A 22,009-nucleotide genomic window follows, 5' to 3' on the forward strand; every position below is an offset into this window, starting at 1 on the left:
TTAAAAGGTTCTGCTTGCAAGAATGGTGCGGGCTTTTTCGAGATCATGCGGTGTGTCGACGCCGAGCGGCACGGAGCGAACGATTTCCGCATCGATGCGCATGCCGGCTTCCAGCGCGCGCAACTGTTCCAGCCGTTCGCGTTTCTCCAGCGGCGAGGGCGGAAGGCTCACGAATGTCTCAAGTGCGGCGCGGCGATAGGTGTAAAGCCCGATATGGTGATAAAGCGGGCCGTCACCAGAAGGTGCGGTCGCACGCGTAAAATAAAGGGCGCGCAGCCGAGTTTCGGAGAGCGGGCTGCCCACGACTTTCACGACGTTCGGATTGATTTTTTCGTCTTCGTCAGTGATTTCCACCGTTAGAGTGGCGATGTCGACGGCGGGGTTCTCGAGCGGGCGCAGAGAGGCGCGGATCGTCTCCGCCTCGATGGTCGGGAGATCACCCTGCACATTGATGACGTATTCGGCGTTGCCGTAAGGATCGGCCTTTTGCAGCGCTTCGAAAATGCGGTCCGAGCCGGACTGGTGGTCGTCCCGCGTCATCATCACGTCGAAACCGGCGGTTTGAACAGCCGAAAAAACCTGTTCGTCATCCACCGCAACGACGATTCGTTCCGCACCTGCTTCTCGTGCACGCAACGCCACCTGAACGATCATCGGCTTGCCGCCAATATCCGCAAGCGGCTTGCCCGGCAGGCGTGTGGATGCCATCCGTGCCGGTATGAGGACGACAGCTTTCTCGAAATCCCGATTCTTCATCCGACACCCTTCAAATCCCCTCCGAAAAGTGTCAAAACGTCACGGAGTGGGGACCATTATTCAAGTTGCGCAGGCTGTGCAAAAGCCATAGCTTTCGAGTAATTTCAAGATGCCCGGTTATATGGAGCGGATGCGAGGGAGCGCATATAGATGAATTCTTATGTAAATATGGGCGTTGGGGCGTTGCTGGGTACGGTTTTTGTCCTGATGTCGGTGTCAATTGCGTCTGAGGGCATTTTTCATGCGCCCACGCCCGAGAAGGAAGGTTATGCTATTGCTGCTGCAGAAAGCGGCGGTGAAGCAGCCGGCGGAGAAGCCGCTGCCGCAGCGACACCAATCGCGCAATTGCTTGCGAGCGCCGACGCTGCCAAGGGCGAAACGGTCTTCAAGAAGTGTACGAGCTGTCATACCGGAGAGAGTGGTGGTGCAAACAAGGTCGGCCCCAATCTCTTCGATATCGTCAACCGGCCGATCGCCAGCCATGCAGGTTTCAGCTATTCCGCGGGCATGAAGGATTTCTCCAAGGGCGGTTCCGTGAATTGGGATTACGATCATCTCAGCTTCTTCCTCGAATCTCCCAAGAAACACGTTCCCGGAACGGCCATGGGCTTTGCGGGTGTGAAGAAAGAAACGGAAAGAGCCGATCTGATCGCTTATCTGCGCACGCTGTCGGCGAACCCTGCGCCGCTGCCGGATCCGGCAGCTGCTCCCGCGCCGACGAACTGAAGAAAAAATCTGATTCATGAAAAAGCCCGGCAGTGATGCCGGGCTTTTTCATTCTACGGCATGTCCGCTCTTAAAAGATCAGAAGCCCTTGCCGCCGCGCAATTCGGAAATCACGGTTCCGACCATGATCCTGATATCCAGCCAGACCGAGAAATTGTCGACGTAATAAAGATCGGAGACAATCCGCGCCCGCGCCTTGTCACTACGATCCGTCGGGCCGCGCAGCCCTCGCATCTGTGCAAGGCCGGTAATACCCGGCCGCATCTGGTGCCGCATATGATAATGAGGAACCAGCTCTTCGTAAGGGCGGCCGGCCGCCAGCATGCCGATGGCATGGCAGCGCGGGCCGACAAGCGACATGTCGCCCTTCAGTACATTGATAAGCTGTGGCAATTCATCGATGTTCGTGCGGCGCAGAACTGCGCCGATACGGGTTATGCGCGGGTCGTTCTTCACTGTTTGCGCCACGCCGGTGGCGTCGCCCAGTTCGGTCTGCATGGAGCGAAATTTATAGACGCGGATTTTACGCCCGTTCATGCCCCAGCGGACCTGCGAGAACAGGACTGGCCCCTTGCTATCGAATTTGACCAGCGCCGCAACCGTCAGCAATACGGGAGCGAGCGCGACAAGGGCGATGGACGCCCCTGCAATGTCGATTGTTCTTTTGAGCGCGAACTGGCCGCGCTGCAGCGTTGATGGGCTTTTTTCCGAAATGGAAGTTTGCATTTCCGCCGGTTCGAAACTGGCGGTCGCAGGATAGGGAGCACCGTAAAAAACGGCATGCGATGAGCCTTTAGTACCCAGCATAATATGGAACCCTGAAAAGTTATTATGAAACAAGAAAATTAATTTATATGATCGATTAATAATTCATTTACCGTAAAAGTCATCTGAAATTTAGCTATCACTGCGCAAATAGCAATCTACGGTTAATGCAGATGCACGCATATGTTGCGGAGCCAACGCCACGTCGGCTGCCGGCTGTGGTCGCAGATGATTAAGCTGCTGGAAAACGGATGGCGTCGTGGAGAAGATAGCAGGATCGACGCGCTTTACCGTTCGCCACCTAACTGGTCGGACGGCTACCAAAAAGGCGATTAATTACCCATCAGAATATCAAGCAGGGTCGTCTGTTTTGGCCTGGAATTCGGAGACGCCTCACCACCGATATCGGCAGGCGGAACGGGCCCATTGCCGGCCGCATAGCCGGGTTCGATGTCGCGGGACGGGATATTTGCGGGCGGCATAGCGACACCCGGCTGAGCAGGGTTCGGTGAAACCGGCGCTTCGGGATAGGCTCGGGTGTTCGTTGCGCCGCCGCCGAGCGCATTGGATATGATGTCGCCGATGGAGGAAGGTGCGTTTTCGGGCGCCGGTTGCTGCATTTCCCCAAGCGGCGGCACGGCACCCGCGCCAAGGCCGAAGAGCGGCGAAGGCGAAAGCCCGGAATGGGCGGCGGTCATGAAATCTTTCCAGGCCCTTGCCGGAAGCCCGCCGCCGGTCACCTTTTTCATCGAGGTGCCGTCGTCATTGCCGAACCAGACGCCTGTGGTGAGATTGCTTGTATAGCCGACAAAAAGTGCGTCGCGGAAGGATTGGGTGGTGCCGGATTTTCCCGCCGCCTGCCAGCCTTGCAGGCGTGCGGCCTTGCCCGTGCCTTCGGTGATGACGCGCGACAGCATGCCGTTCATCGTCGCGGCGATTTCCTCACTCAGCACACGTGGCGGATTGTCGTATTTGTTTTCGTAAAGCACCTTCCCGTCGGCGTCTGTAATACGCTTGACGATATGCGGCGTCGCCTTGTAGCCGCCATTCATGAAGGGTGCGTAGGAAGCGGTCAGCTCCATCAGCGACACTTCCGAGGTGCCGAGAGCGATGGAGGCGTTGTTCTGCAACTCCGATTCGATGCCCATGCGATGCGCCACCTGCGTCACACGGTCGGGGCCAACTTCCATAACCAGTTGCGCGGCGATCGTGTTCAGAGAGTTGGCAAGCGCGGTGGCAAGCGTGACTTCGCCGCGATATTTCTTCTCGTAGTTTTCCGGGGTCCAGTTTCCGATGCGGACCGGCCCGTCATTGCGAATGGTGTAGGGGGTAAGCCCCGATTCAAGCGCGGCCACGTATACGAAGGGCTTGAATGCCGAGCCGGGTTGACGTTTCGCCTTGGCGGCGCGGTTGAACTGGCTTTCGGCATAATCCGCCCCGCCCACCACGGCCCGGATCGCGCCCGTGCCATCGATGGAAACCAGCGCCGCCTGCGAAGCGCCCTGCTTCTTGCCGTCACCCTGTAACACATGGGTAAGCGCCTTTTCGGCGTCACGCTCGAGATTGGGGTCGATGGTCGTATCGACAACGATATCCTGCTTGACATCGCCAACCAGGCTGCGCACTTCCTCCAGAACCATATCGGCAGCGTAATGTTCGGCGCCGGACCAGAAACGTTTGGCTTTGGTCGGCGGCTGCGACATGGCCGTCTTGATTTCATCGTCGGTGATGAAGCCGACATCGCGCATGGATTGCAGCACCACCTGCGCCCGCTCTTCCGCCGCCTGCGGATCCCGTGCCGGTGAAAGGCGCGAGGGCGCTTTAAGAAGCCCGGCAAGCATCGCCGCTTCGCCCAGATTGACGTCGCGCGCGGATTTGTTGAAGTAACGCCGGGAAGCCGCCTCGACGCCATAGGCGTTGGACCCGAAATAGACGCGATTGAGATACATCGCGAGAATCTGGTCCTTGGTGAATTCATGTTCCAGCCAGAAGGACAAAAGCACTTCCTGAACCTTGCGCTCCAGCGTCCGGTCGGGAGAGAGGAACAGGTTTTTCGCCAGCTGCTGCGTCAGCGTCGAGCCGCCCTGCACGGTTCGCCCCGTCAGCACATTCGTCACGATCGCACGGCCGAGACCGAGCGGATCGATGCCGAAATGCGAATAAAACCGCCGGTCCTCGATCGCCATGACGGCCTGCGGAATATAAGGCGACATGTCTTCCAGCGCGAGCGCCTCGCCGCCTGTCGTGCCGCGATTGGCAAGCACGCTGCCATTGACCGAAACGATCTTCACATTCGGCGGGCGTTCGGGAATGGACCAGCTGCTGGCGCTGGGCATGCGTGCGCCATAATAGAGGACAAGGCCGGCAACGCCGATACCGCCCCAGATCCCGAGTACGACGCACCAGTAAACCAACGAACGGACAATGCCCGTCGCGCCGCGGCCGGAGGAATTGCGGATGCGCTTTTCTTTTTTCTGCGATTTGGCGCGACCGGTGGTGGCCTTCGGTTTTCTGGCGGGCTGCTTTGCGGTCCCGCTGATGCGCTCGCTGGCGTCGAGGCGCAGATCATCACCGGACTCGTGGAAATCCCCGAAGGAAGGTTCTACCCGATCGCGTGATTTGCCCTTGCCTGCCATTCAGCCGAAATTGCTCCTTAATTCACGACGCCGCGCACCCATATGACTTTCAGGCTTCTATGCCGGCGCGATCCTTAATCCAGGATGAAGAGTTTAAATGCGGCAATTTAAGGCGGGGTTAAGTTCAGACGGGATCAAATCGCCGTCATTGGCAGACGTCGACCCATTTCGCTCCCGTCAATTCAGCCATGGCATCGGGCGAAATCCGCACCGCCGCATTGGTGGCGCCGGCCGCCGGCACCACTTCATCATAATTTTTCAGCGATATGTCGCAAAATACCGGAAGAGGTGAGGGCAGCCCGAAAGGGCATACGCCGCCGACGGGATGGCTGGTCACCGTAACGACCTCTTCCGGCCCCAGCATGCGCGGCTTGGTGCCGAAATGATCGCGGAATTTCCGGTTGTCGAGCCGCTTCGTACCCGCGGCGACGACGAGAAGAATGGTGTCGCCAGCCTTCAGGCATATAGTTTTGGCGATCTGGTCGGGGGCGACGCCATGTGCTTCGGCGGCCAGCGAGACGGTTGCCGAACTGGCTTCCGTTTCGATAACGGTCACTTCCGGCAATTTCTCGGTGAAGAAGGCTCTCACGGATTCGATAGTCATGCGTATTTATTAGGCGGTAACCGAGCGAGCTTCAAGACACCAGGAGATAGCTATGCATTTTATGCAATGCTGCGCTGCGATGAAGTGTCTGTTTTTTGAGCTGATATCCTGTATGTTCAAACCATCGAAGCGACGCACTCCTCCTCCCAGCGTCGCCCGATTGGACTGACAATACTCCTCCTCCCAATTGTCAGTCAGTTTCAAGAACCCGGCGCACCTCCTCCCGCGCCGGGTTTTTGCTGTTTCAGGCCCTGTTTTCAGCGGCTTCGGTTTGCTCGTGCTTCATAAAGATCACGCTGTTTTCAAAGAAACTTGACTTTTAGCCCTTGCCAACCTAGGTGTTCGCCCATCGATATTTGTTTGACGACCAGAGCTTCGGCGCCTTTTCGGGTGCACACGACGATCTTTCCTTCAAATTCGACCCAAGACCGCACTGCTTGCAGTGCAAATACAATTTGCCAACGGAAGGAAATCGTTATGGCGACTGGTACAGTAAAGTGGTTCAACGCAACCAAGGGCTACGGCTTCATTCAGCCTGACGACGGTTCGCAGGACGTATTCGTGCACATCTCCGCTGTTGAGCGCGCTGGTCTGACCGCCCTCAACGACGGTCAGAAGCTCTCCTACGAGCTGATGCAGGATCGCCGCTCGGGCAAGATGTCCGCAAGCGATCTCGTCGTTTCCTGATAAGCGCTCTGGCCCCCACGGGCCACTGACATGAATGGAAAGGCCGGATTCTTCCGGCCTTTTTCTTTTGAAAGATGGTCCTGAACGGGCCGACCTTGAATAGAACGGATCGCATACCAATATAGGGTTCAACAGTGTTTCGGATGAAAACTGTCAGGCGGGCATTTTAATAGTGCCGTTGTTGTCGTGTTAACCAAAGATTAACCGAAACAGCTGATCCTGATCGTGAAAGCAGCGTCGACATGATCGACGCGCTCTGAAGCATCAGACCGTTGAACGCTTTGACCACGGATGTACTGGCATTGACGAAAACGGATGGAAAGGTCGGGCTTGCCCCGGCCTTTTTGTTTTTGAGCACCAAACAAAAAGGGGGGAGGAGCCGGGTAGCCGACGCCTCCTCTTTTTTTGATTATTTCGCCGCCAGCGCGTCGAGGATGCGGACCCAGGAGCGGATGCCCTTGTGGAAGGACTGCAGGTCGTATTTTTCATTGGGCGAATGAATGCGGTCGTCGGTAAGGCCGAAGCCGACAAGCAGCGAATCCATGCCCAGCATCTTCTGGAAATCACCGACGATCGGGATCGAGCCGCCCATGCCGATGACGACCGCGGGTTTTGGCCACTCGTCCGAAAGCGCGTTTTTGGCCTTGGTCAGTACGGGTGAATCATAGGAAAGCTGGATGGCCGGCGATGCGCCATGCTCATGAAACTCCACCGAGCAATCCGCCGGGATTTTCGAGCGCACATAAGCCCGGAAGTTCTCACGAATGGCCGCTGGGTTTTGTTCGCCAACCAGACGGAAAGACACCTTGGCGGAAGCTTTTGCGGCGATTACGGTTTTGAAGCCGTCGCCGGTATAGCCGCCGATGATGCCGTTGACTTCCGCCGTCGGCCGCGCCCAGGTCTGCTCCAGCACGGTGCGGCCCTTTTCGCCTGAGGGAACCGAAAGGCCGACCTCACCGAGGAAGGCTTCCGCCGTGCGCCCCAGCGTCTCCCAGGAGGCCTTGATGTTGGCAGGAGTTTCCTCCACGCCGTCATAAAAGCCGGAAAGTGTGACGCGGCCGGTCTCGTCATGCAGGCCAGCCAAAATATCCGTCAGAATGTGGATCGGATTTGCGGCCGCACCCCCGAAAAGACCCGAATGCAGATCGCGGTCGGCTGCGGTGATGACAATTTCTTCACCGACGAGGCCGCGCAGCGCAGCTGCGATGGCGGGCGTATCGCGGTCCCACATGCCGGTATCGCAGACCAGCGCATAATCGGCCTTCAGCTCATCCGCATTGGCTTCGAGGAACGGCTTCAGCGAGGGTGAGCCGGATTCCTCTTCGCCCTCAAAGAGAATGGTGACGCGCAGCGGCAGGCCGCCATTGACGCCCTTGTAAGCCCGGCACGCTTCCACGAAGGTCATCAGCTGGCCCTTATCGTCAGCCGTTCCGCGTCCGGTAATCACCTGACGACCGGCACCGATATCTTTCACGGTCGGCTCAAACGGGTCGTTTTCCCAGAGATTGAGCGGATCAACGGGCTGCACATCGTAGTGGCCGTAAAAAAGCACATGTGGTGCGTCTTTGGTGGCTGCATCGTGATGCGCCACCACCATCGGATGACCGGCCGTATCGCGAACGGAAGCCTCAAATCCCAGTGAGGAGAGCGTTCTGACCAGCCATTCCGCCGCCTTGCGGCACTCCGCCTTATAGGCCGGATCCGTGGAAATCGACGGAATGCGCACCAGTTCGAACAGCCGCTCGAGGCTGGATGTAAGATTGTCGTCGGCGGTGGAAAGAATGGGGGAAAGGTCTGTCATCGCTGATCCTGTCATGTCTGTCGTGACCCGGCGATGGACGAGGCATCCGGGCATCGCGCATCGCGTGGGAACAAGGGGCCGACGTGTCGTGAATCGCCAAACGTGCAGCCGCCGGAACGATAGAGCAGTTCAGGAAAACTGCGAAGCGGTTTTACATCCGAAATTACGCATAAACAAAACCCGGAGCCCTCAGCAATGACAGGTCGCGGACCAAATAAGCAGCGGTTTCAAAGTGCAAATGCTATTTCGCTTTTTTCGCGCTTTCGATCGCCCGGCGCATATATTCCAGCAGGAGCTGTCTTTCGAAACGACGGAAATCCTTAAGCAGCGTGTCTTCGGTGGCCTCGGACGCTGCAATGGCATTCGCCTCCAGATCCCTGCCGCGCTGGGTCAGTTCAATGATCTGGGCGCGGCGGTCGCTGGGATGGGATTTGCGGATGATCAGCCCGTCACGCTCCATACGTGAGAGGGTATTGGCAAGCGTTGCCTGTTCGACGTCGATTCTATCAAGCAATTGCCGCTGCGTCAGGCCTTCCTCATGCCATAGCTCGATGAGAATGGGGAATTGCCCGGGGGAAAAACCCAAGGCAGCGGCTCTTTTTTGCAGCGCCATGGTGAATTCCCGCGCCATTTTCGTGGCGAGATAAATTGCCGATTCGTCCCGGGAAAATCCCATTCTACCGTCCGTAGAGCATTTCCGCCGGCACATTCCGGCAATTCGATAGCGCGATATATATCGTATGATATGTTTATGCCAGCCCGGCACCCCGCACAAAATAAAACCGCCATGGCCGGGAGGGATCGGCCATGGCGGTCATATTGGAGGACAAAGGCCCGGAGAGGGGGAAAGGCCTTTGTCCGGTCTGATGCGGCGGGGGACGAGCCGGCAATCAGACTACGGCGTGATCAGGCGCCGTCCCTTATGAAATGTGTCTGCAAATGCGGCTTTTCAAGGGAAGGGCTGATTACAAATCGGTAACGTTCAGGTGAATTTTCCGGCCGATTCGCGCCGCCTCGTTTCCAGTGCTTTGCGGTGTGTTGTGCGAAGTTTCGGTGGACGCCAAAACGGCCCCGCGCTATCCATATCGCCATGAAAAAAGGCGATCATCTCTTCCTCGTTGACGGTTCCGGTTTCATTTTCCGGGCCTTCCATGCCATTCCGCCGCTGAACCGCAAGTCGGACGGGCTGCCGGTCAACGCCGTCTCCGGCTTCTGCAACATGTTGTGGAAGCTGTTGAAGGATGCGCGCAACACCGATGTCGGCGTCACGCCCACGCATTTCGCCGTGATTTTCGACTATTCGTCGAAAACATTTCGCAACGAGCTTTATGATCTCTACAAGGCCAACCGTTCTGCACCGCCGGAAGATCTGGTTCCGCAGTTTGGCCTGATCCGCGAGGCGACACGCGCCTTCAACCTTCCCTGCATCGAGACGGAAGGTTTCGAGGCGGATGACATCATCGCCACTTACGCCCGGCAGGCGGAGGCGATCGGCGCTGACGTCACCATCATCTCTTCCGACAAGGATCTGATGCAGCTCGTCACGGCCAATGTGCATATGTACGACGCCATGAAGGACAAGCAGATCGGCGTTCCTGATGTCATCGAAAAATGGGGCGTCGGCCCGGAAAAGATGATCGACCTGCAGGCGATGACCGGCGATTCCACCGATAATGTTCCCGGCATTCCCGGCATCGGGCCGAAGACGGCGGCGCAATTGCTGGAGGAATATGGCGATCTCGATACGCTGCTGGAACGGGCGGGCGAAATCAAGCAACAGAAGCGTCGGGAAAACATCATCGCCAATGCGGAGCTTGCCCGCCTTTCCAGACAGCTCGTGGCGCTCAGAACCGATGTGCCGCTGGAGCAATCTCTCGAGGCGCTGGTGCTCGAACCGCAGAACGGCCCGAAGCTCATCGCTTTTCTGAAGGCGATGGAATTCACGACGCTGACCCGCCGCGTTGCCGAAGCGACCGACAGCGACGCCTCTGCCATCGACCCCGCCAATGTGCCGGTGCAATGGGGCGCCGATGCCCATGGTCCTGATCTCGATGCGCCCGCTGCCGCCGTTAGGGCGGGTGACGTAGCCGCTGGCGCAACTGCCGCCTCGACCTCGCCCGCTGCTCCGGCGAGAAAGCTGACCGGGGAAGGCAGCGCGCCTGCCGACCTCACCGCCGCGCGCCAGGCGCTTTTTTCAGCCGCCAAAATCGATACGACCGCTTATACGACGATCAGAGACCTTGCAGAACTGGACCGCTGGGTTGCTGCGGCCCGTGAGACCGGCGTCGTCGCATTCGACACCGAAACGACCTCGCTCGATCCGATGCAGGCGGAACTCGTCGGGTTTTCGCTGGCCATTGCCGATAATGGCAAGGACGCCTCGGGCACCGATATCCGCGCTGCCTATGTTCCCTTGACGCACAAGACCGGTTCCGGCGGCGATCTTTTCAGCGATGGTATTAAGCTTGCCGAAGGGCAGGTGCCGTTTGCCGAGGCGCTGGCGCGTTTGAAAAACCTCCTTGAGGACCCGGCGGTTCTGAAAATCGCCCAGAACCTCAAATATGACTATCTGCTGATGAAACGCCATGGCGTCGTCATGCAGAGCTTCGACGATACGATGCTGATTTCTTATGTCCTCGAGGCCGGCAAGGCCACGCATGGCATGGATTCGCTGTCTGAACGCTGGCTGGGCCACACACCTATTGCTTACAAGGACGTGGCAGGTTCGGGCAAGTCGAGCATCACCTTTGATTTCGTCGACATCGACAAGGCGACGGCGTATGCAGCGGAAGACGCGGATGTCACCCTGCGCCTCTGGATGGTGCTGAAGCCGCAGCTTGCCGCAGCTCGCCTCACCAGCGTCTACGAGCGGTTGGAGCGCCCATTGGTGCCGGTCCTCGCGCATATGGAGGAGCGAGGCATCACGGTGGACCGACAGATCCTGTCGCGTCTTTCCGGTGAACTGGCGCAGAAAGCGGGGGCCTTCGAAGAGGAAGTCTACCAGCTGGCGGGCGAACGCTTTAATATCGGATCACCAAAGCAGCTTGGTGATATTCTGTTTGGCCGGATGGGCTTGCCCGGTGGCTCGAAAACCAAGACCGGCCAATGGTCGACATCGGCGCAGGTCCTGGAAGATCTGGCGGCGGAAGGTGCCGAACTACCGCGCAAGATTGTTGACTGGCGGCAGCTGACCAAGCTGAAATCGACCTATACGGATGCGCTGCCGGGATATATCCATCCTGAAACGAAACGCGTGCACACCTCCTACGCGCTCGCGTCGACCACGACGGGGCGTCTGTCATCCTCGGAGCCTAATCTTCAGAACATCCCGGTGCGCACAGCCGAAGGCCGCAAAATCCGCACGGCCTTCATCTCCACGCTCGGCCACAAGCTACTGTCCGCTGACTACAGCCAGATCGAGCTGCGCGTGCTGGCCCATGTCGCCGATATTCCGCAGCTGCGCAACGCCTTCGAAAACGGCATCGACATCCATGCGATGACCGCATCGGAAATGTTCGGCGTGCCGGTGGAGGGCATGCCCTCGGAAGTGCGCCGCCGTGCAAAGGCCATCAACTTCGGCATCATCTACGGTATTTCCGCTTTCGGTCTTGCCAACCAGCTCAGCATCGCCCGCTCGGAGGCCGGTGAATATATCAAGAAATATTTCGAACGTTTTCCCGGCATTCGTGACTACATGGAGGCGACCAAAGCTTTCGCCCGCGAAAACGGCTATGTCGAAACGATTTTCGGCCGCCGCGCGCATTATCCGGAAATCCGCTCCTCCAATCCTTCGGTGAAAGCCTTCAACGAACGTGCGGCCATCAATGCCCCGATCCAGGGTTCTGCCGCCGATATCATTCGCCGTGCGATGGTCCGTATCGAGCCGGTACTGGAAGAGCAAAAGCTCTCCGCCCGCATGCTCTTGCAGGTGCATGACGAACTCATCTTCGAAGTCGAAGAAGCGGAAATCGAAAAGACCCTGCCCGTCGTCGTCTCGGTGATGGAAAATGCCGCGATGCCTGCAATTTCCATGAAGGTGCCGTTGCAGGTGGATGCGCGTGCTGCGGAGAATTGGGACGAGGCGCATTGACCGGCCATCTGATCGGTCAATGTCATTGATTTGTTGCGTGCGCGGACTAGGGGAAACCTCTCACAAGGAGTTCCCCGATGCACGCCCCGCTCGTCTCGAAAGATCTGGAATATTTCTCCGCCAACAGCCACGATAAGCCACCGCGCCATCTCGGCAGCCGTTATAATTTGGATGGCGAATTTCTGCCCGAGCCGGGCAATACGGTAGTTTGCCATTTGCTCGAAGCATCGCAGAGCGAAAGCGCTATCATCAAGACGCGCCAGCGTTTCCTGGATATGCCCGAGGCATCGCAGCTTGCCTTCACGCCGGTTTCCAGCCTGCATATGACGGTATTTCAGGGCATCATCGAGTTCCGGCGCGCGCTGCCCTATTGGCCGGAGAACATGCCGCTCGATACGCCGATCGACACGATGACGGACCATTATCGCGACCGTCTTTCGGCCTTTCCCGCCCTTCCGGTTTTCAACATGCAGGTGACTGGCCTCAAGCCCACAGGGCTGGTGATGCAGGGTGTTACAGCCGAAGACGACCGGATCGTTGCATTGTGGCGGGATGCATTTGCCCAAGCCTTCGGTTACCGGCATCCCAACCATGAAAGTTATGAGTTCCACATTACGCTGTCTTACGTCACACGCTGGTTCGATCCGGAATGCCTGCAGCGCTGGCAGGCGATGCTTGATGAAGAACTGGAAGAACTGCGGGCGGCAGCGCCGGTCATTGAGATGCGCCCACCGGCTTTCTGTGAATTCAAGGATATGAACCACTTCAAGGAGCTTGTTGTTTTCGATAAGAGGTGAGGCACGATTTGCTACGCCTGACGGCGGCCCTTCGCACCAATTCCGCTGAATCGGAAAAAATGCGTGTCAGGGCTGGTCAAAGCCCGTTTGGGCATGTATAAGCGCGCCAAATTTCCGATATCGAGACACCCGACATTCGGCCTTTGGTTCTGGCCGGTTACGTTGTTTCGCCGCTAAAGTGGAGTAACAAAAATGGCTGTACCTAAAAGAAAAACAAGCCCGTCCAAGCGCGGCATGCGTCGCTCGGCTGATGGTCTCAAGTCTGCAACCTACGTTGAAGACAAGAACTCCGGCGAACTGCGCCGTCCGCACCATATCGATCTGAAGACCGGTATGTATCGCGGCCGTCAGGTTCTGACGCCGAAGGAAAGCGCATAAGCTTTTCTGAAATCTTATTTGCAAAAAACCGGCCCTCGTGGCCGGTTTTTTGTTTTCTGAAGGTGGCGTCAGTCAAAGGCGGGTCACTTGGAAAATAAGATAACACCTCTTACACTCTCTGTGGGAGTTAGCGGGAGCCTGATGTGGGAGAGGAGCTTCGGTGAAATATCGCTGGATTTTGCTGATATTTCTCAGCCTCGGCCTCGGTTATGGCGCCGTTACAAGGGGCGGCGGCATCATCGCGGAAAGCTATTTCGGCGAAGTCTCCGATCAGGGCCGCACCACTCTGCGGCTGGCCGTCTCGGCCCTCGGCGGGCTTTTGAGCCGTTATGAGCCGCTGCCGGCTTTGATTGCTGACCACGACGACATTGAAGAGCTGGTTGCGCATCCGAAGGATGAGACGCTGCGCCAGCGTGCCAATGTCTACCTCAAATCCATCAACACCCTGCTGGAATCCTCCGATATCTACATCATCACGCTGGATGGCGAGACTATCGCGGCCAGCAACTATGATGGACCCACGAGCTTCGTCGGCGAGAATTTCAGCTATCGTCCCTATTTTCAGGATGCGGCCAAAGGCTTCAAGTCACGCTTCTTCGCGCTCGGCACCACCTCTCACAAACGCGGCTATTATTTTTCTGCGCCGATCCTCTTTAATCAGGAGATCAAGGGCGTCATCGTCTTCAAGGTCGATATTGAAGGCATAGAGGCCTCCTTCGGTGATGGTGAAAACCGTATTCTGGTCTCCGATCCGGAAGGCATCATCTTCATGACCGGAACGCCGCAATGGCTTTATTCCGGCCTGATGCCGCTGACCCCTGAAAGGTTGGCGCGCACGGAGACATCGCGCCGTTACGCAAACGCCGGCTTGAAGGAACTGCCGCTGAAAAACGGCAATTTCGGCTCCCATCAACTGATGACGATCGCCCAGAATGACGGTGAGAGGGAATATATGGTCCTGTCGCAGCCGATGGCGGATGCCGGCTGGACTGTCAGCGTGCTGATGGATACGGGTTCAGTCAGAACACAGGTCAAGACGGCGATGATCGCGATCATCCTTTGTCTGTGCCTCGCTGCTGCCCTCATTGCCGCCATGCTACAGAGACGGCGGCGTCTGCGTGAGCGACTGACCCATCAGGCGGAGGCGCAGGCGGAACTGGAGCGCCGGGTGGAGGAGCGCACGGCTGATCTGGCGCGGGTCAACCAGGAGATCAAGCACGAGATCGCCGAACGCCGCCAGACCGAGAAACAATTGCGCAAGATGCAGAATGATCTGGTGCAGGCGGGCAAGCTTGCCGCACTCGGTCAGATGTCGGCCGCGCTGTCGCATGAGTTCAACCAGCCGCTTGCTGCTGCCAAGAACTATGCGGAAAACGCCTCGCTTCTGGTGGAGCGCGGGCGTCTGGACGACGTGACGGAAAATCTCAGACGCATTTCGGGCCTCATCGATCGCATGGCGTCCATCAGCAAACACCTGAGAAATTTCGCCCGCAAGCCCAACGAAAAAATGGCGGCGGTCGGTCTGGAGGCCGTGCTTCGCGATACGCTGGAAATCGTCGGTGCGCGGCTGAATGCCGCCAATGCGGTGCTGGAGGTCGATCTCGGCCCGGTGCCGCTTGCGGTGAAGGCAGGCTCAGTGCGGCTGCAGCAGGTACTCGTCAACATCATTTCCAATGCCGCCGATGCCGTGGAAGGGCGAGAGGATCGCCGCATTGCCCTCAAGGCTGTGCAGCATGACCAGACGGTGTCGATCTTCATTCGCGACCGTGGCCCCGGCGTGCCGCCGGCGATTTCCGAACGCATCTTCGATCCCTTCTTCACCACCAAGGGGGTAGGGCGCGGCCTCGGCCTTGGCCTTTCCATCTCCTACAACATCATCAAGGATTTCGGCGGCCAGTTGCGTGTCCGAAACCATGAAGAGGGCGGGGCGGAATTCGAGATCGAATTGCCGGCAGCCGTCTGGCGTATGGAGGCGGCTGCGGAATGACCATGTCGCGGGTTCTGTTGATCGATGACGAGGAGGAGTTGCGCTTTTCCACCGCACAGGCGCTGGAGCTTTCCGGTTTCGCCGTCACCATGCTGGCGAGTGCCGAACATGCGCTCGAACTCATCGGTTACAGCTTTGATGGGGTCGTGGTCAGCGATATCCGCATGCCCGGCATGGATGGCATGACGCTGCTGCAGAAGGTGCGGGAGCTTGATGCGGAAATACCTGTGATCCTTATGACGGGCCATGGCGATGTGCAATTGGCTGTCAACGCCATGCGCAACGGCGCCTATGATTTCATCGAAAAGCCATTCACGCCGCAATATCTCGCCGGGATCATCAAAAGGGCCAATGATCGACGCGCGCTGGTACTGGAAAACCGCCGCCTGAAGGCGGTTGCGGGCAAACATGACGATCTCGAAACGCGTCTGCCCGGCCGAACCCAGGTCATGGTCGATCTGCGGTATCGTATCCGCGCCATCGGCGCGACGGATGCCGATACGCTGATCGTCGGCGATACCGGGGCGGGCAAGGAGGTGGTGGCGCGGGCGCTGCATGATATCAGCGCCAGAGCCAACCGGCCCTTCGTGGCGATCAATTGCGCCGCCCTTCCGCAGACGCTGATCGAAAGCGAACTCTTTGGCCATGAGGCCGGTGCTTTTCCGGGTGCGCTGCGCCCGCGCTACGGTAAGTTCGAGCATGCCCGCGGCGGCACGATCCTGTTGGATGAGATCGGCTCCATGCCGTTCGAATTGCAGGGCCGGTTTCTGCGTGTTTTGCAGGAGCGGGTGATTACCCGCCTCGGCTCCAATGAAACCGTTGAACTCGACGTCCGTTTCATCGCCACCAGCAAGGTCGATCTGGAACAGGAAGTTGCCGCAGGCCGGTTCCGCGCCGATCTTCTTTATCGCCTGAACGTCGCGACAATCCTCGTGCCCTCCCTGTCGCAGCGCAGCGCCGATATACCGCTGCTGTTCCTGCATCTGGTGCGGGAGGCTGCCGCCCGTTACGGGCGGGAGGACATGGACGTGCCGCAACAACTGCTCTCAGTCGTTTCCCTTCGCGAGTGGCCCGGTAACGTGCGTGAACTGCGCAATGCGGCGGACCGCTTCGTCCTTGGCCTGGAAAGCGATGCTTCCGAAGCCTCGCCGCCGTTTCAGGATGATGGCAGGGAAGGGCTTGCCACGAGGGTCGCAGCCTATGAAAAAAGCCTGATTGCGCGCGCGATAGCCGTCCATGGCGGCAATCTGAAATCCGTCTATGAGAGCCTCGGCATTTCCCGCAAAACGCTTTACGAAAAAATGCAGAAATACGAGCTGCACCGGCATATGACAGAGGTGTGATGGGTGGATTTCCACCCACGGATGAACCCCTATGGGTAGAAATCCACCCATTACCGTTTGTGACGGCGATAAAAGCGCATCTCTCGGCAAGACCGCCGTTGCTGAACGACAATCCCGGATCGCAAATAGCTCACCCCGGCCGCCATAGAGGAGTATGCGCGGCTGAAGTGGCGAAAATTTTCATCCGGGAGGAATCGATGAAAATACTGAAGACAGTCACCGGCCTTGCTGCCGCCGCTGCCGTATCCCTTTTTGCGCTATCCGCATCCGCTCAGAATTATCCCGAGCGTAACATCACCATGGTCGTGCCTTTTGCTGCCGGTGGCCCGACGGATACGGTTGCGCGCCTTGTTGCCGAATCCATGTCGAAGGATCTCGGTCAGCAGATCATCGTCGAAAATGTCGGCGGCGCGGGCGGCACGCTCGGCGCTGGCCGCGTGGCGGCGGCGGACCCGGACGGTTACACCGTTCTCTTGCACCATATCGGCATGGCGACGAGCGCCACGCTCTATCGCAAGCTCGCTTATGATACGACAAACGCATTCGAATATGTCGGTCTGGTCACCGAAGTGCCGATGACCATCCTGTCGCGCAAGACCCTCGAGACCAAGGACCTTAAGGGTTTGATCGACTATGCCAAGGCGAACAAGGACAAGGTGACCGTTGCCAATGCCGGCATCGGTGCCGCCTCGCACCTCTGCGGCATGCTGTTCATGAGCGCCATCGAAACACCGCTCGTCACCGTCCCTTACAAGGGCACCGGCCCGGCCATGACCGACCTGCTCGGCGGCCAGGTGGATATCATGTGTGACCAGACCACCAACACCACCAAGCAGATCCAGGGCGGAACCGTGAAAGCCTATGCCGTGACCTCGGCCAAGCGGCTCGACGTGCTTCCGAACGTGCCGACGGTCGCCGAAGAAGGTCTGCCGAAACTCGAAGTTGGCATCTGGCACGGCATCTATACGCCGAAGGGCACGCCTGCCGAAATCAACGAAAAGCTCTCCAAGTCGCTGCAGGTCGCGCTGAAGGACAAGAACGTCGCGGCTCGTTTTGCCGAACTCGGCACGACGCCTTCTTCTGAAAGCGATGCGACGCCGGCGGCACTCAAGGCCAAGCTCGAAAGCGAAATCGCCCGCTGGAAGCCGGTGATCGAAACCGCCGGCCAATATGCCGACTGATGATCAGGACGTGACCGGCGGCACCTTGCCGCCGGTTTCCTGCTATCATTTTAACGCGCGGAACGGTGTGTTACCGGCCGCAGTGGAGGGGCATCTTTCATGAAGTCGTTTTTCATTGACCCTGCCGAAGCAGCCTGCGGGGCGATATTCATCGGTTTTGGCGCTTTTTTCGCGCTGCAGTCTTTCGGGCTGGATTTAGGAACCACATTTCGCATGGGGCCGGGGTATTTTCCGCTTGTGCTGGCCATCGTGCTGATCCTGCTGGGCAGCGTCATATTCTTTCGCGCCACCCGCGTGCAGGGTGATGTCATCGGGGCCATCGCCTGGCGAGGGATTTTTTTCATTCTGCCCGCGCCGATCTTTTTCGGCTTCACGGTGCGGGGCCTGGGTTTTGTCCCGGCACTGTTTTTCAGCGCGCTTATCGCAGCCTTCGCCTCGCACAAGATGAGCCCACTGATGGCCGTCGTAATTTCCGCCGCCATCACGGTCTTTTCCGTTGCTGTGTTCAATTATGGTCTCGGCCTGCCGTTCCAGCGCTTCGGCCCCTGGCTTAAATTTTGAGGCGCCCCGATGGATTTGCTTAATAATCTCGCTCTCGGTTTCGTCACCGCTTCGTCGCTGGCAAACCTTTTTTTCTGCCTGATCGGCGTGCTGCTCGGCACCCTCATCGGCGTGTTGCCGGGCATCGGCGCAACGGCGACCATCGCCATGCTGCTGCCGATCACCTTTCAGCTTGAGCCCGTGTCGTCGCTGATCATGCTCGCCGGCATTTATTACGGCGCGCAATATGGCGGTTCCACCACAGCCATCCTCATCAACATGCCGGGGGAGTCCTCCTCCGCCGTCACCGCCATCGATGGTTACCAGATGGCGCGCAAGGGCAAGGCTGGTGCTGCACTTGCAATCGCCGCCATCGGCTCGTTTTTCGCGGGTACGGTTTCCACCTTCCTGGTGGCGATCTTCGCACCGCCTTTGACGGCGATCGCGCTGGAATTCGGTGCCGCTGAATATTTCTCGCTGATGGTCGTCGGCCTTGTCTCGTCCATAGCGCTTGCCAATGGCTCCATCGTCAAGGCGCTGGCTATGGTCGTGCTCGGCCTGTTGCTCGGTCTGGTCGGCACGGATATCTACAGCGGCACGCCGCGCTTCACCCTCGGCATCCGCGAATATGCCGACGGGCTCAATTTCGTGGCGGTTGCTGTGGGCGTCTTCGGTATCGCGGAAATCCTGCGCAATCTCGAGAACGAACGCACCCGGTCGGTGCTGATCGCCAAGGTCAGCAGCCTGATGCCGTCGAAGGAAGATTTCAAGGCCATGATCGGCCCGGTGCTGCGCGGCACGGCCATCGGTTCGGCTCTCGGCATCCTGCCGGGTGGCGGAGCGATCCTTGCGGCTTTTGCCTCCTACACGGTGGAAAAACGCGTCTCCAAGAACCCGGAAGAATTCGGGCATGGCGCGGTGGCCGGTGTTGCCGGTCCGGAATCGGCCAATAACGCCGGCGCGCAGACCTCCTTCATCCCGCTGCTGACGCTCGGCATTCCGGCCAACCCGGTCATGGCGCTGATGATCGGCGCGATGATCATTCAGGGCATCGTGCCGGGTCCAAACGTAGCGACCGAACAGCCGGCGCTGTTCTGGGGCATCATCGCCTCCATGTGGATCGGCAACCTGATGCTCGTCATCCTTAACCTGCCGCTGATCGGGCTGTGGGTGAAGCTGCTGACGGTGCCCTATTATGTGCTGTTCCCCATCATCATGGCCTTCTGCGCCATCGGGGTCTACAGCGTCAATTCCAACGTCTTTGATCTTTACGCCGTCGCCTTCTTCGGTTTCATCGGTTACGTGTTGGTGAAACTGCGCTGCGAGCCGGCCCCGCTGCTTCTGGGCTTTGTGCTTGGGCCTCTGCTGGAAGAAAACCTGCGCCGCGCCATGATCCTGTCGCGCGGCGATCCGACCACCTTCGTCACCCGCCCGATCAGCGCCACCCTGCTTTTCATTGCTCTGGCCGTGCTGATCATCGTCTTCCTGCCCAGCGTGAAGAAGAAGCGTGAAGAGGTTTTCGTGGAAGAAGACTGAGCAATATCAAAACGTCATAAGCCGGCGATGGAAACATCGCCGGTTTTTTTGTGTTTGGATCGATCGGAACGAATTCGCTTCACGAAAGCGACATATGGTTGACTCACGCGCTTTTAAGCCCAAGGAAGGGCGGGAAAGAGAGGTCGATATGACGTCGGAAACCGAAAAACGGATCATTGCGCTCGAGGAAACGATCGCGCATCAGGCAAAGACCATCGAGGAACTGTCCGACCAACTGACGGAACAGTGGAAGGTGGTGGAGCAGACGCGCGCCAAGCTCGACCGGTTGACGGAAAGGTTCCTGAGCCTCGAGGAGCAATCGCTGGATGCGCCTGCCATCACCCGGCCACCGCATTACTGACAGGGAGTACCCGATGAAAAACGACACAGCCGCACTTGCCGCCGAAATCACCAATTTCTGGAAAAAGGCCGGCCCGGACAAATGGTTCGACAAGGACGCCGCCTTCGACAATCACTTTCATGACCGTTTTCGCGACGCCCATTTCGCTGCCGCAAGGCGCGAGCTGGACGGCTGGCTCGCGGGTGCGGAAAGCAGTCTTGCGCTGATGCTTCTGCTGGATCAGTTCCCGCGCAATTGCTTTCGCGGCACCGCCCATATGTATGCCACCGATCCGCTGGCACGCCTGTTCGCCGATGAGGCCATCCGCCGTGGCCACGATCAGGCGGTGAGTGAGGATTTGCGCGTTTTCTTCTACCTGCCTTTTTCCCATGCGGAGGATATCGCGGCCCAGCGGCGTGCCTGCGACCTCAATCAGCCGCTTGGCGGGCTTTATCTCCATCATGCCGAAGAACATCGCGATATCGTCGAGCAATTCGGCCGCTTTCCGCATCGCAATGACATATTGCTGCGGGAGACGACGCCGGAAGAACTGCAATATCTGGAGGAAGGCGGCTTTTCCGGCTGAGCGCGAAATGAAAACGCCGCCAGTCCCGAAGGATGGCGGCGTTATTAATGGACGTAATCGGTGGCAATCAGCCGTCGAAGAATTCTTTCATCCGGGCAAAGAAGCCGGTTGATTCCGGATTGTTCTCCTTGGAGGAGAGCTGTTCGAATTCCTGCAACAGCTCGCGCTGACGCTTGCTGAGCTTCTGCGGCGTCTCGATCTGGATCTGGATATAGAGATCACCGGTCTGCGCCGAACGCAGCACCGGCATGCCCTTGCCCTTCAGACGGAACTGCTTGCCCGGCTGGGTGCCTTCCGGAACCGTGACGCGTGACTTCGTACCGTCGAGCGTCGTGACATCAAAGGTGCCGCCAAGCGCTGCCGTCGTCATCGAAATCGGCACGGAGCAATAAAGGTCGGCACCGTCGCGCTGGAAGAACTCATGCGGTCGCACAGACAGGAAGATATAAAGATCGCCCGCCGGGCCGCCACGCATGCCGGCTTCGCCTTCGCCCTGCAGGCGAATGCGGGTGCCGTCCTCAATGCCCGAGGGAATGTTGACCGAAAGCGAACGCTCTTCCGTCACGCGGCCCTGACCGTGGCACTTGCCGCAGGGATCGGAAATCGTCTGTCCGCGTCCGTGGCAGGTGGGGCAGGTGCGCTCCACCGAAAAGAAGCCCTGTGCCGCGCGCACACGGCCGGAACCCTGGCAGGTGCCGCAGGTCTTGGGCTGCGTGCCGGGTTTGGCGCCAGAGCCGGAACAGACGTCGCAGGTGATCGATGTCGGAACCCTGATCTGCGCCGTCTTGCCGGCGAAGGCTTCCTCCAGCGTGATTTCCATATTGTAGCGAAGGTCGGCCCCGCGCTCCCGCCCGCCCGAAGAGCGGCGCGCCCGTCCACCGCCCATCATCTCGCCGAAGATGTCTTCGAAGATATCGGAGAAGCCGCCATTGGCGAAACCGCCGCCACCGCCACCGCCGCCCATGCCGCCATTTTCAAACGCGGCGTGGCCGAAACGGTCATAGGCCGCGCGCTTCTGCGGATCCTTCAGCGTTTCATAGGCTTCGTTGATTTCCTTGAACTTCCCTTCGGAATCGGCATCATCAGGGTTTTTGTCCGGATGGTATTTCATCGCGAGTTTGCGGAAGGCGCTTTTCAGCTCTTTTTCGTCCGCGGTCTTGCTGACGCCAAGTGTTTCGTAAAAGTCTGCTTTCGCCATTAAGATAACAAGCCTCGCAAATGGATTTCCGGCTGCACGTCGGCAGCCGGATGTCTTG

Annotated in this window: 19 protein-coding genes; 12 read left to right on the forward strand and 7 right to left on the reverse strand. The window is 58.5% G+C overall.

Going from position 1 to position 22,009, the window contains the following annotated elements:
* Positions 1-756: a 3-deoxy-manno-octulosonate cytidylyltransferase gene (locus tag FCH38_RS13060; protein WP_174374042.1), complete on the reverse strand. Its 756-nt coding sequence runs from the start codon at positions 754-756 to the stop codon at positions 1-3.
* 150 nt (positions 757-906) lie between these two features.
* Here FCH38_RS13060 and FCH38_RS13065 point away from each other — a divergent pair, with 150 nt between their 5' ends.
* The gene (locus tag FCH38_RS13065; RefSeq protein ID WP_149898200.1) at positions 907-1,482 is read left to right on the forward strand and encodes a c-type cytochrome; all 576 of its coding nucleotides are present in this window, start codon (positions 907-909) and stop codon (positions 1,480-1,482) included.
* A 78-nt stretch (positions 1,483-1,560) separates the two neighbouring features.
* Here the strand turns inward: FCH38_RS13065 and FCH38_RS13070 are convergent, their stop codons facing one another.
* From FCH38_RS13070 to FCH38_RS13080, 3 genes are all read right to left on the reverse strand, one after another.
* The gene (locus tag FCH38_RS13070; protein WP_174374043.1) at positions 1,561-2,289 is read right to left on the reverse strand and encodes a sugar transferase; all 729 of its coding nucleotides are present in this window, start codon (positions 2,287-2,289) and stop codon (positions 1,561-1,563) included.
* Positions 2,290-2,579: 290 nt separating this feature from the next.
* Entirely contained in the window at positions 2,580-4,883 is a 2,304-nt protein-coding gene (locus FCH38_RS13075; protein WP_174374044.1) for a transglycosylase domain-containing protein, read from the reverse strand.
* A 145-nt stretch (positions 4,884-5,028) separates the two neighbouring features.
* A complete protein-coding gene (locus FCH38_RS13080; RefSeq protein WP_174374045.1) occupies positions 5,029-5,487 on the reverse strand; it encodes a YbaK/EbsC family protein in 459 nt (152 codons plus the stop codon).
* Positions 5,488-5,964: 477 nt separating this feature from the next.
* Between FCH38_RS13080 and FCH38_RS13085 the strand changes: the two genes are divergently transcribed.
* Entirely contained in the window at positions 5,965-6,174 is a 210-nt protein-coding gene (locus FCH38_RS13085; protein WP_153515326.1) for a cold-shock protein, read from the forward strand.
* A gap of 409 nt (positions 6,175-6,583) precedes the next feature.
* Here the strand turns inward: FCH38_RS13085 and FCH38_RS13090 are convergent, their stop codons facing one another.
* Both FCH38_RS13090 and FCH38_RS13095 read right to left on the reverse strand, forming a co-directional pair.
* Positions 6,584-7,975, reverse strand: a complete 1,392-nt coding sequence (locus FCH38_RS13090) for a dipeptidase (RefSeq protein ID WP_174374046.1) — start codon at positions 7,973-7,975, stop codon at positions 6,584-6,586.
* Positions 7,976-8,216: 241 nt separating this feature from the next.
* Complete coding sequence (locus FCH38_RS13095) at positions 8,217-8,651, reverse strand: MarR family winged helix-turn-helix transcriptional regulator (RefSeq protein ID WP_153515324.1); 435 nt, start codon at positions 8,649-8,651, stop codon at positions 8,217-8,219.
* Positions 8,652-9,065: 414 nt separating this feature from the next.
* Here FCH38_RS13095 and polA point away from each other — a divergent pair, with 414 nt between their 5' ends.
* The 10 genes from polA (at position 9,066) to FCH38_RS13145 (ending at position 20,753) form a co-directional block, all read left to right on the forward strand.
* The gene (gene polA / locus FCH38_RS13100) at positions 9,066-12,065 is read left to right on the forward strand and encodes a DNA polymerase I (protein ID WP_174374047.1); all 3,000 of its coding nucleotides are present in this window, start codon (positions 9,066-9,068) and stop codon (positions 12,063-12,065) included.
* A gap of 77 nt (positions 12,066-12,142) precedes the next feature.
* Positions 12,143-12,862 carry a DUF1868 domain-containing protein gene (locus FCH38_RS13105; RefSeq protein WP_153515322.1) on the forward strand — a complete coding sequence of 240 codons (720 nt, stop codon included), beginning with the start codon at positions 12,143-12,145 and terminating at the stop codon, positions 12,860-12,862.
* A gap of 192 nt (positions 12,863-13,054) precedes the next feature.
* The gene (rpmF, locus tag FCH38_RS13110) at positions 13,055-13,240 is read left to right on the forward strand and encodes a 50S ribosomal protein L32 (protein ID WP_003507205.1); all 186 of its coding nucleotides are present in this window, start codon (positions 13,055-13,057) and stop codon (positions 13,238-13,240) included.
* A 160-nt stretch (positions 13,241-13,400) separates the two neighbouring features.
* On the forward strand, positions 13,401-15,227 hold the full coding sequence (locus tag FCH38_RS13115; protein ID WP_174374048.1) for an ATP-binding protein: 1,827 nt from the start codon (positions 13,401-13,403) through the stop codon (positions 15,225-15,227).
* The gene (locus FCH38_RS13120; protein ID WP_149898211.1) at positions 15,224-16,570 is read left to right on the forward strand and encodes a sigma-54-dependent transcriptional regulator; all 1,347 of its coding nucleotides are present in this window, start codon (positions 15,224-15,226) and stop codon (positions 16,568-16,570) included. Before FCH38_RS13115 ends, FCH38_RS13120 begins: the two co-directional genes overlap by 4 nt.
* Before the next feature lie 197 nt (positions 16,571-16,767).
* Entirely contained in the window at positions 16,768-17,751 is a 984-nt protein-coding gene (locus FCH38_RS13125) for a tripartite tricarboxylate transporter substrate-binding protein (RefSeq protein ID WP_153515321.1), read from the forward strand.
* A gap of 99 nt (positions 17,752-17,850) precedes the next feature.
* On the forward strand, positions 17,851-18,312 hold the full coding sequence (locus tag FCH38_RS13130; RefSeq protein ID WP_153515320.1) for a tripartite tricarboxylate transporter TctB family protein: 462 nt from the start codon (positions 17,851-17,853) through the stop codon (positions 18,310-18,312).
* A gap of 9 nt (positions 18,313-18,321) precedes the next feature.
* Positions 18,322-19,827 (forward strand): tripartite tricarboxylate transporter permease, encoded by a 1,506-nt coding sequence (locus FCH38_RS13135; RefSeq protein ID WP_174374049.1) that lies wholly within the window; start codon positions 18,322-18,324, stop codon positions 19,825-19,827.
* 148 nt (positions 19,828-19,975) lie between these two features.
* A complete protein-coding gene (locus FCH38_RS13140) occupies positions 19,976-20,188 on the forward strand; it encodes a SlyX family protein (protein ID WP_013635242.1) in 213 nt (70 codons plus the stop codon).
* A gap of 13 nt (positions 20,189-20,201) precedes the next feature.
* Positions 20,202-20,753, forward strand: coding sequence for a DUF924 family protein (locus tag FCH38_RS13145; protein ID WP_153515319.1), 552 nt, complete (start codon positions 20,202-20,204; stop codon positions 20,751-20,753).
* A 67-nt stretch (positions 20,754-20,820) separates the two neighbouring features.
* Here the strand turns inward: FCH38_RS13145 and dnaJ are convergent, their stop codons facing one another.
* Complete coding sequence (gene dnaJ, locus FCH38_RS13150) at positions 20,821-21,951, reverse strand: molecular chaperone DnaJ (protein WP_153515318.1); 1,131 nt, start codon at positions 21,949-21,951, stop codon at positions 20,821-20,823.
* Positions 21,952-22,009 lie beyond the last annotated feature (58 nt).

It is taken from the genome of Agrobacterium tumefaciens (genome assembly GCF_013337285.1).
GTDB lineage: Bacteria > Pseudomonadota > Alphaproteobacteria > Rhizobiales > Rhizobiaceae > Agrobacterium > Agrobacterium burrii.

What these genes read in the sequence shown, in the direction of transcription:
- FCH38_RS13060 (WP_174374042.1), bottom strand. Translation starts at nt 756, where the DNA reads ATGAAGAATCGGGATTTCGAGAAAGCTGTCGTCCTCATACCGGCACGG.
- FCH38_RS13065 (WP_149898200.1), top strand. Translation starts at nt 907, where the DNA reads ATGAATTCTTATGTAAATATGGGCGTTGGGGCGTTGCTGGGTACGGTT.
- FCH38_RS13070 (WP_174374043.1), bottom strand. Translation starts at nt 2,289, where the DNA reads ATGCTGGGTACTAAAGGCTCATCGCATGCCGTTTTTTACGGTGCTCCC.
- FCH38_RS13075 (WP_174374044.1), bottom strand. Translation starts at nt 4,883, where the DNA reads ATGGCAGGCAAGGGCAAATCACGCGATCGGGTAGAACCTTCCTTCGGG.
- FCH38_RS13080 (WP_174374045.1), bottom strand. Translation starts at nt 5,487, where the DNA reads ATGACTATCGAATCCGTGAGAGCCTTCTTCACCGAGAAATTGCCGGAA.
- FCH38_RS13085 (WP_153515326.1), top strand. Translation starts at nt 5,965, where the DNA reads ATGGCGACTGGTACAGTAAAGTGGTTCAACGCAACCAAGGGCTACGGC.
- FCH38_RS13090 (WP_174374046.1), bottom strand. Translation starts at nt 7,975, where the DNA reads ATGACAGACCTTTCCCCCATTCTTTCCACCGCCGACGACAATCTTACA.
- FCH38_RS13095 (WP_153515324.1), bottom strand. Translation starts at nt 8,651, where the DNA reads ATGGGATTTTCCCGGGACGAATCGGCAATTTATCTCGCCACGAAAATG.
- polA (WP_174374047.1), top strand. Translation starts at nt 9,066, where the DNA reads ATGAAAAAAGGCGATCATCTCTTCCTCGTTGACGGTTCCGGTTTCATT.
- FCH38_RS13105 (WP_153515322.1), top strand. Translation starts at nt 12,143, where the DNA reads ATGCACGCCCCGCTCGTCTCGAAAGATCTGGAATATTTCTCCGCCAAC.
- rpmF (WP_003507205.1), top strand. Translation starts at nt 13,055, where the DNA reads ATGGCTGTACCTAAAAGAAAAACAAGCCCGTCCAAGCGCGGCATGCGT.
- FCH38_RS13120 (WP_149898211.1), top strand. Translation starts at nt 15,224, where the DNA reads ATGACCATGTCGCGGGTTCTGTTGATCGATGACGAGGAGGAGTTGCGC.
- FCH38_RS13125 (WP_153515321.1), top strand. Translation starts at nt 16,768, where the DNA reads ATGAAAATACTGAAGACAGTCACCGGCCTTGCTGCCGCCGCTGCCGTA.
- FCH38_RS13130 (WP_153515320.1), top strand. Translation starts at nt 17,851, where the DNA reads ATGAAGTCGTTTTTCATTGACCCTGCCGAAGCAGCCTGCGGGGCGATA.
- FCH38_RS13135 (WP_174374049.1), top strand. Translation starts at nt 18,322, where the DNA reads ATGGATTTGCTTAATAATCTCGCTCTCGGTTTCGTCACCGCTTCGTCG.
- FCH38_RS13140 (WP_013635242.1), top strand. Translation starts at nt 19,976, where the DNA reads ATGACGTCGGAAACCGAAAAACGGATCATTGCGCTCGAGGAAACGATC.
- FCH38_RS13145 (WP_153515319.1), top strand. Translation starts at nt 20,202, where the DNA reads ATGAAAAACGACACAGCCGCACTTGCCGCCGAAATCACCAATTTCTGG.
- dnaJ (WP_153515318.1), bottom strand. Translation starts at nt 21,951, where the DNA reads ATGGCGAAAGCAGACTTTTACGAAACACTTGGCGTCAGCAAGACCGCG.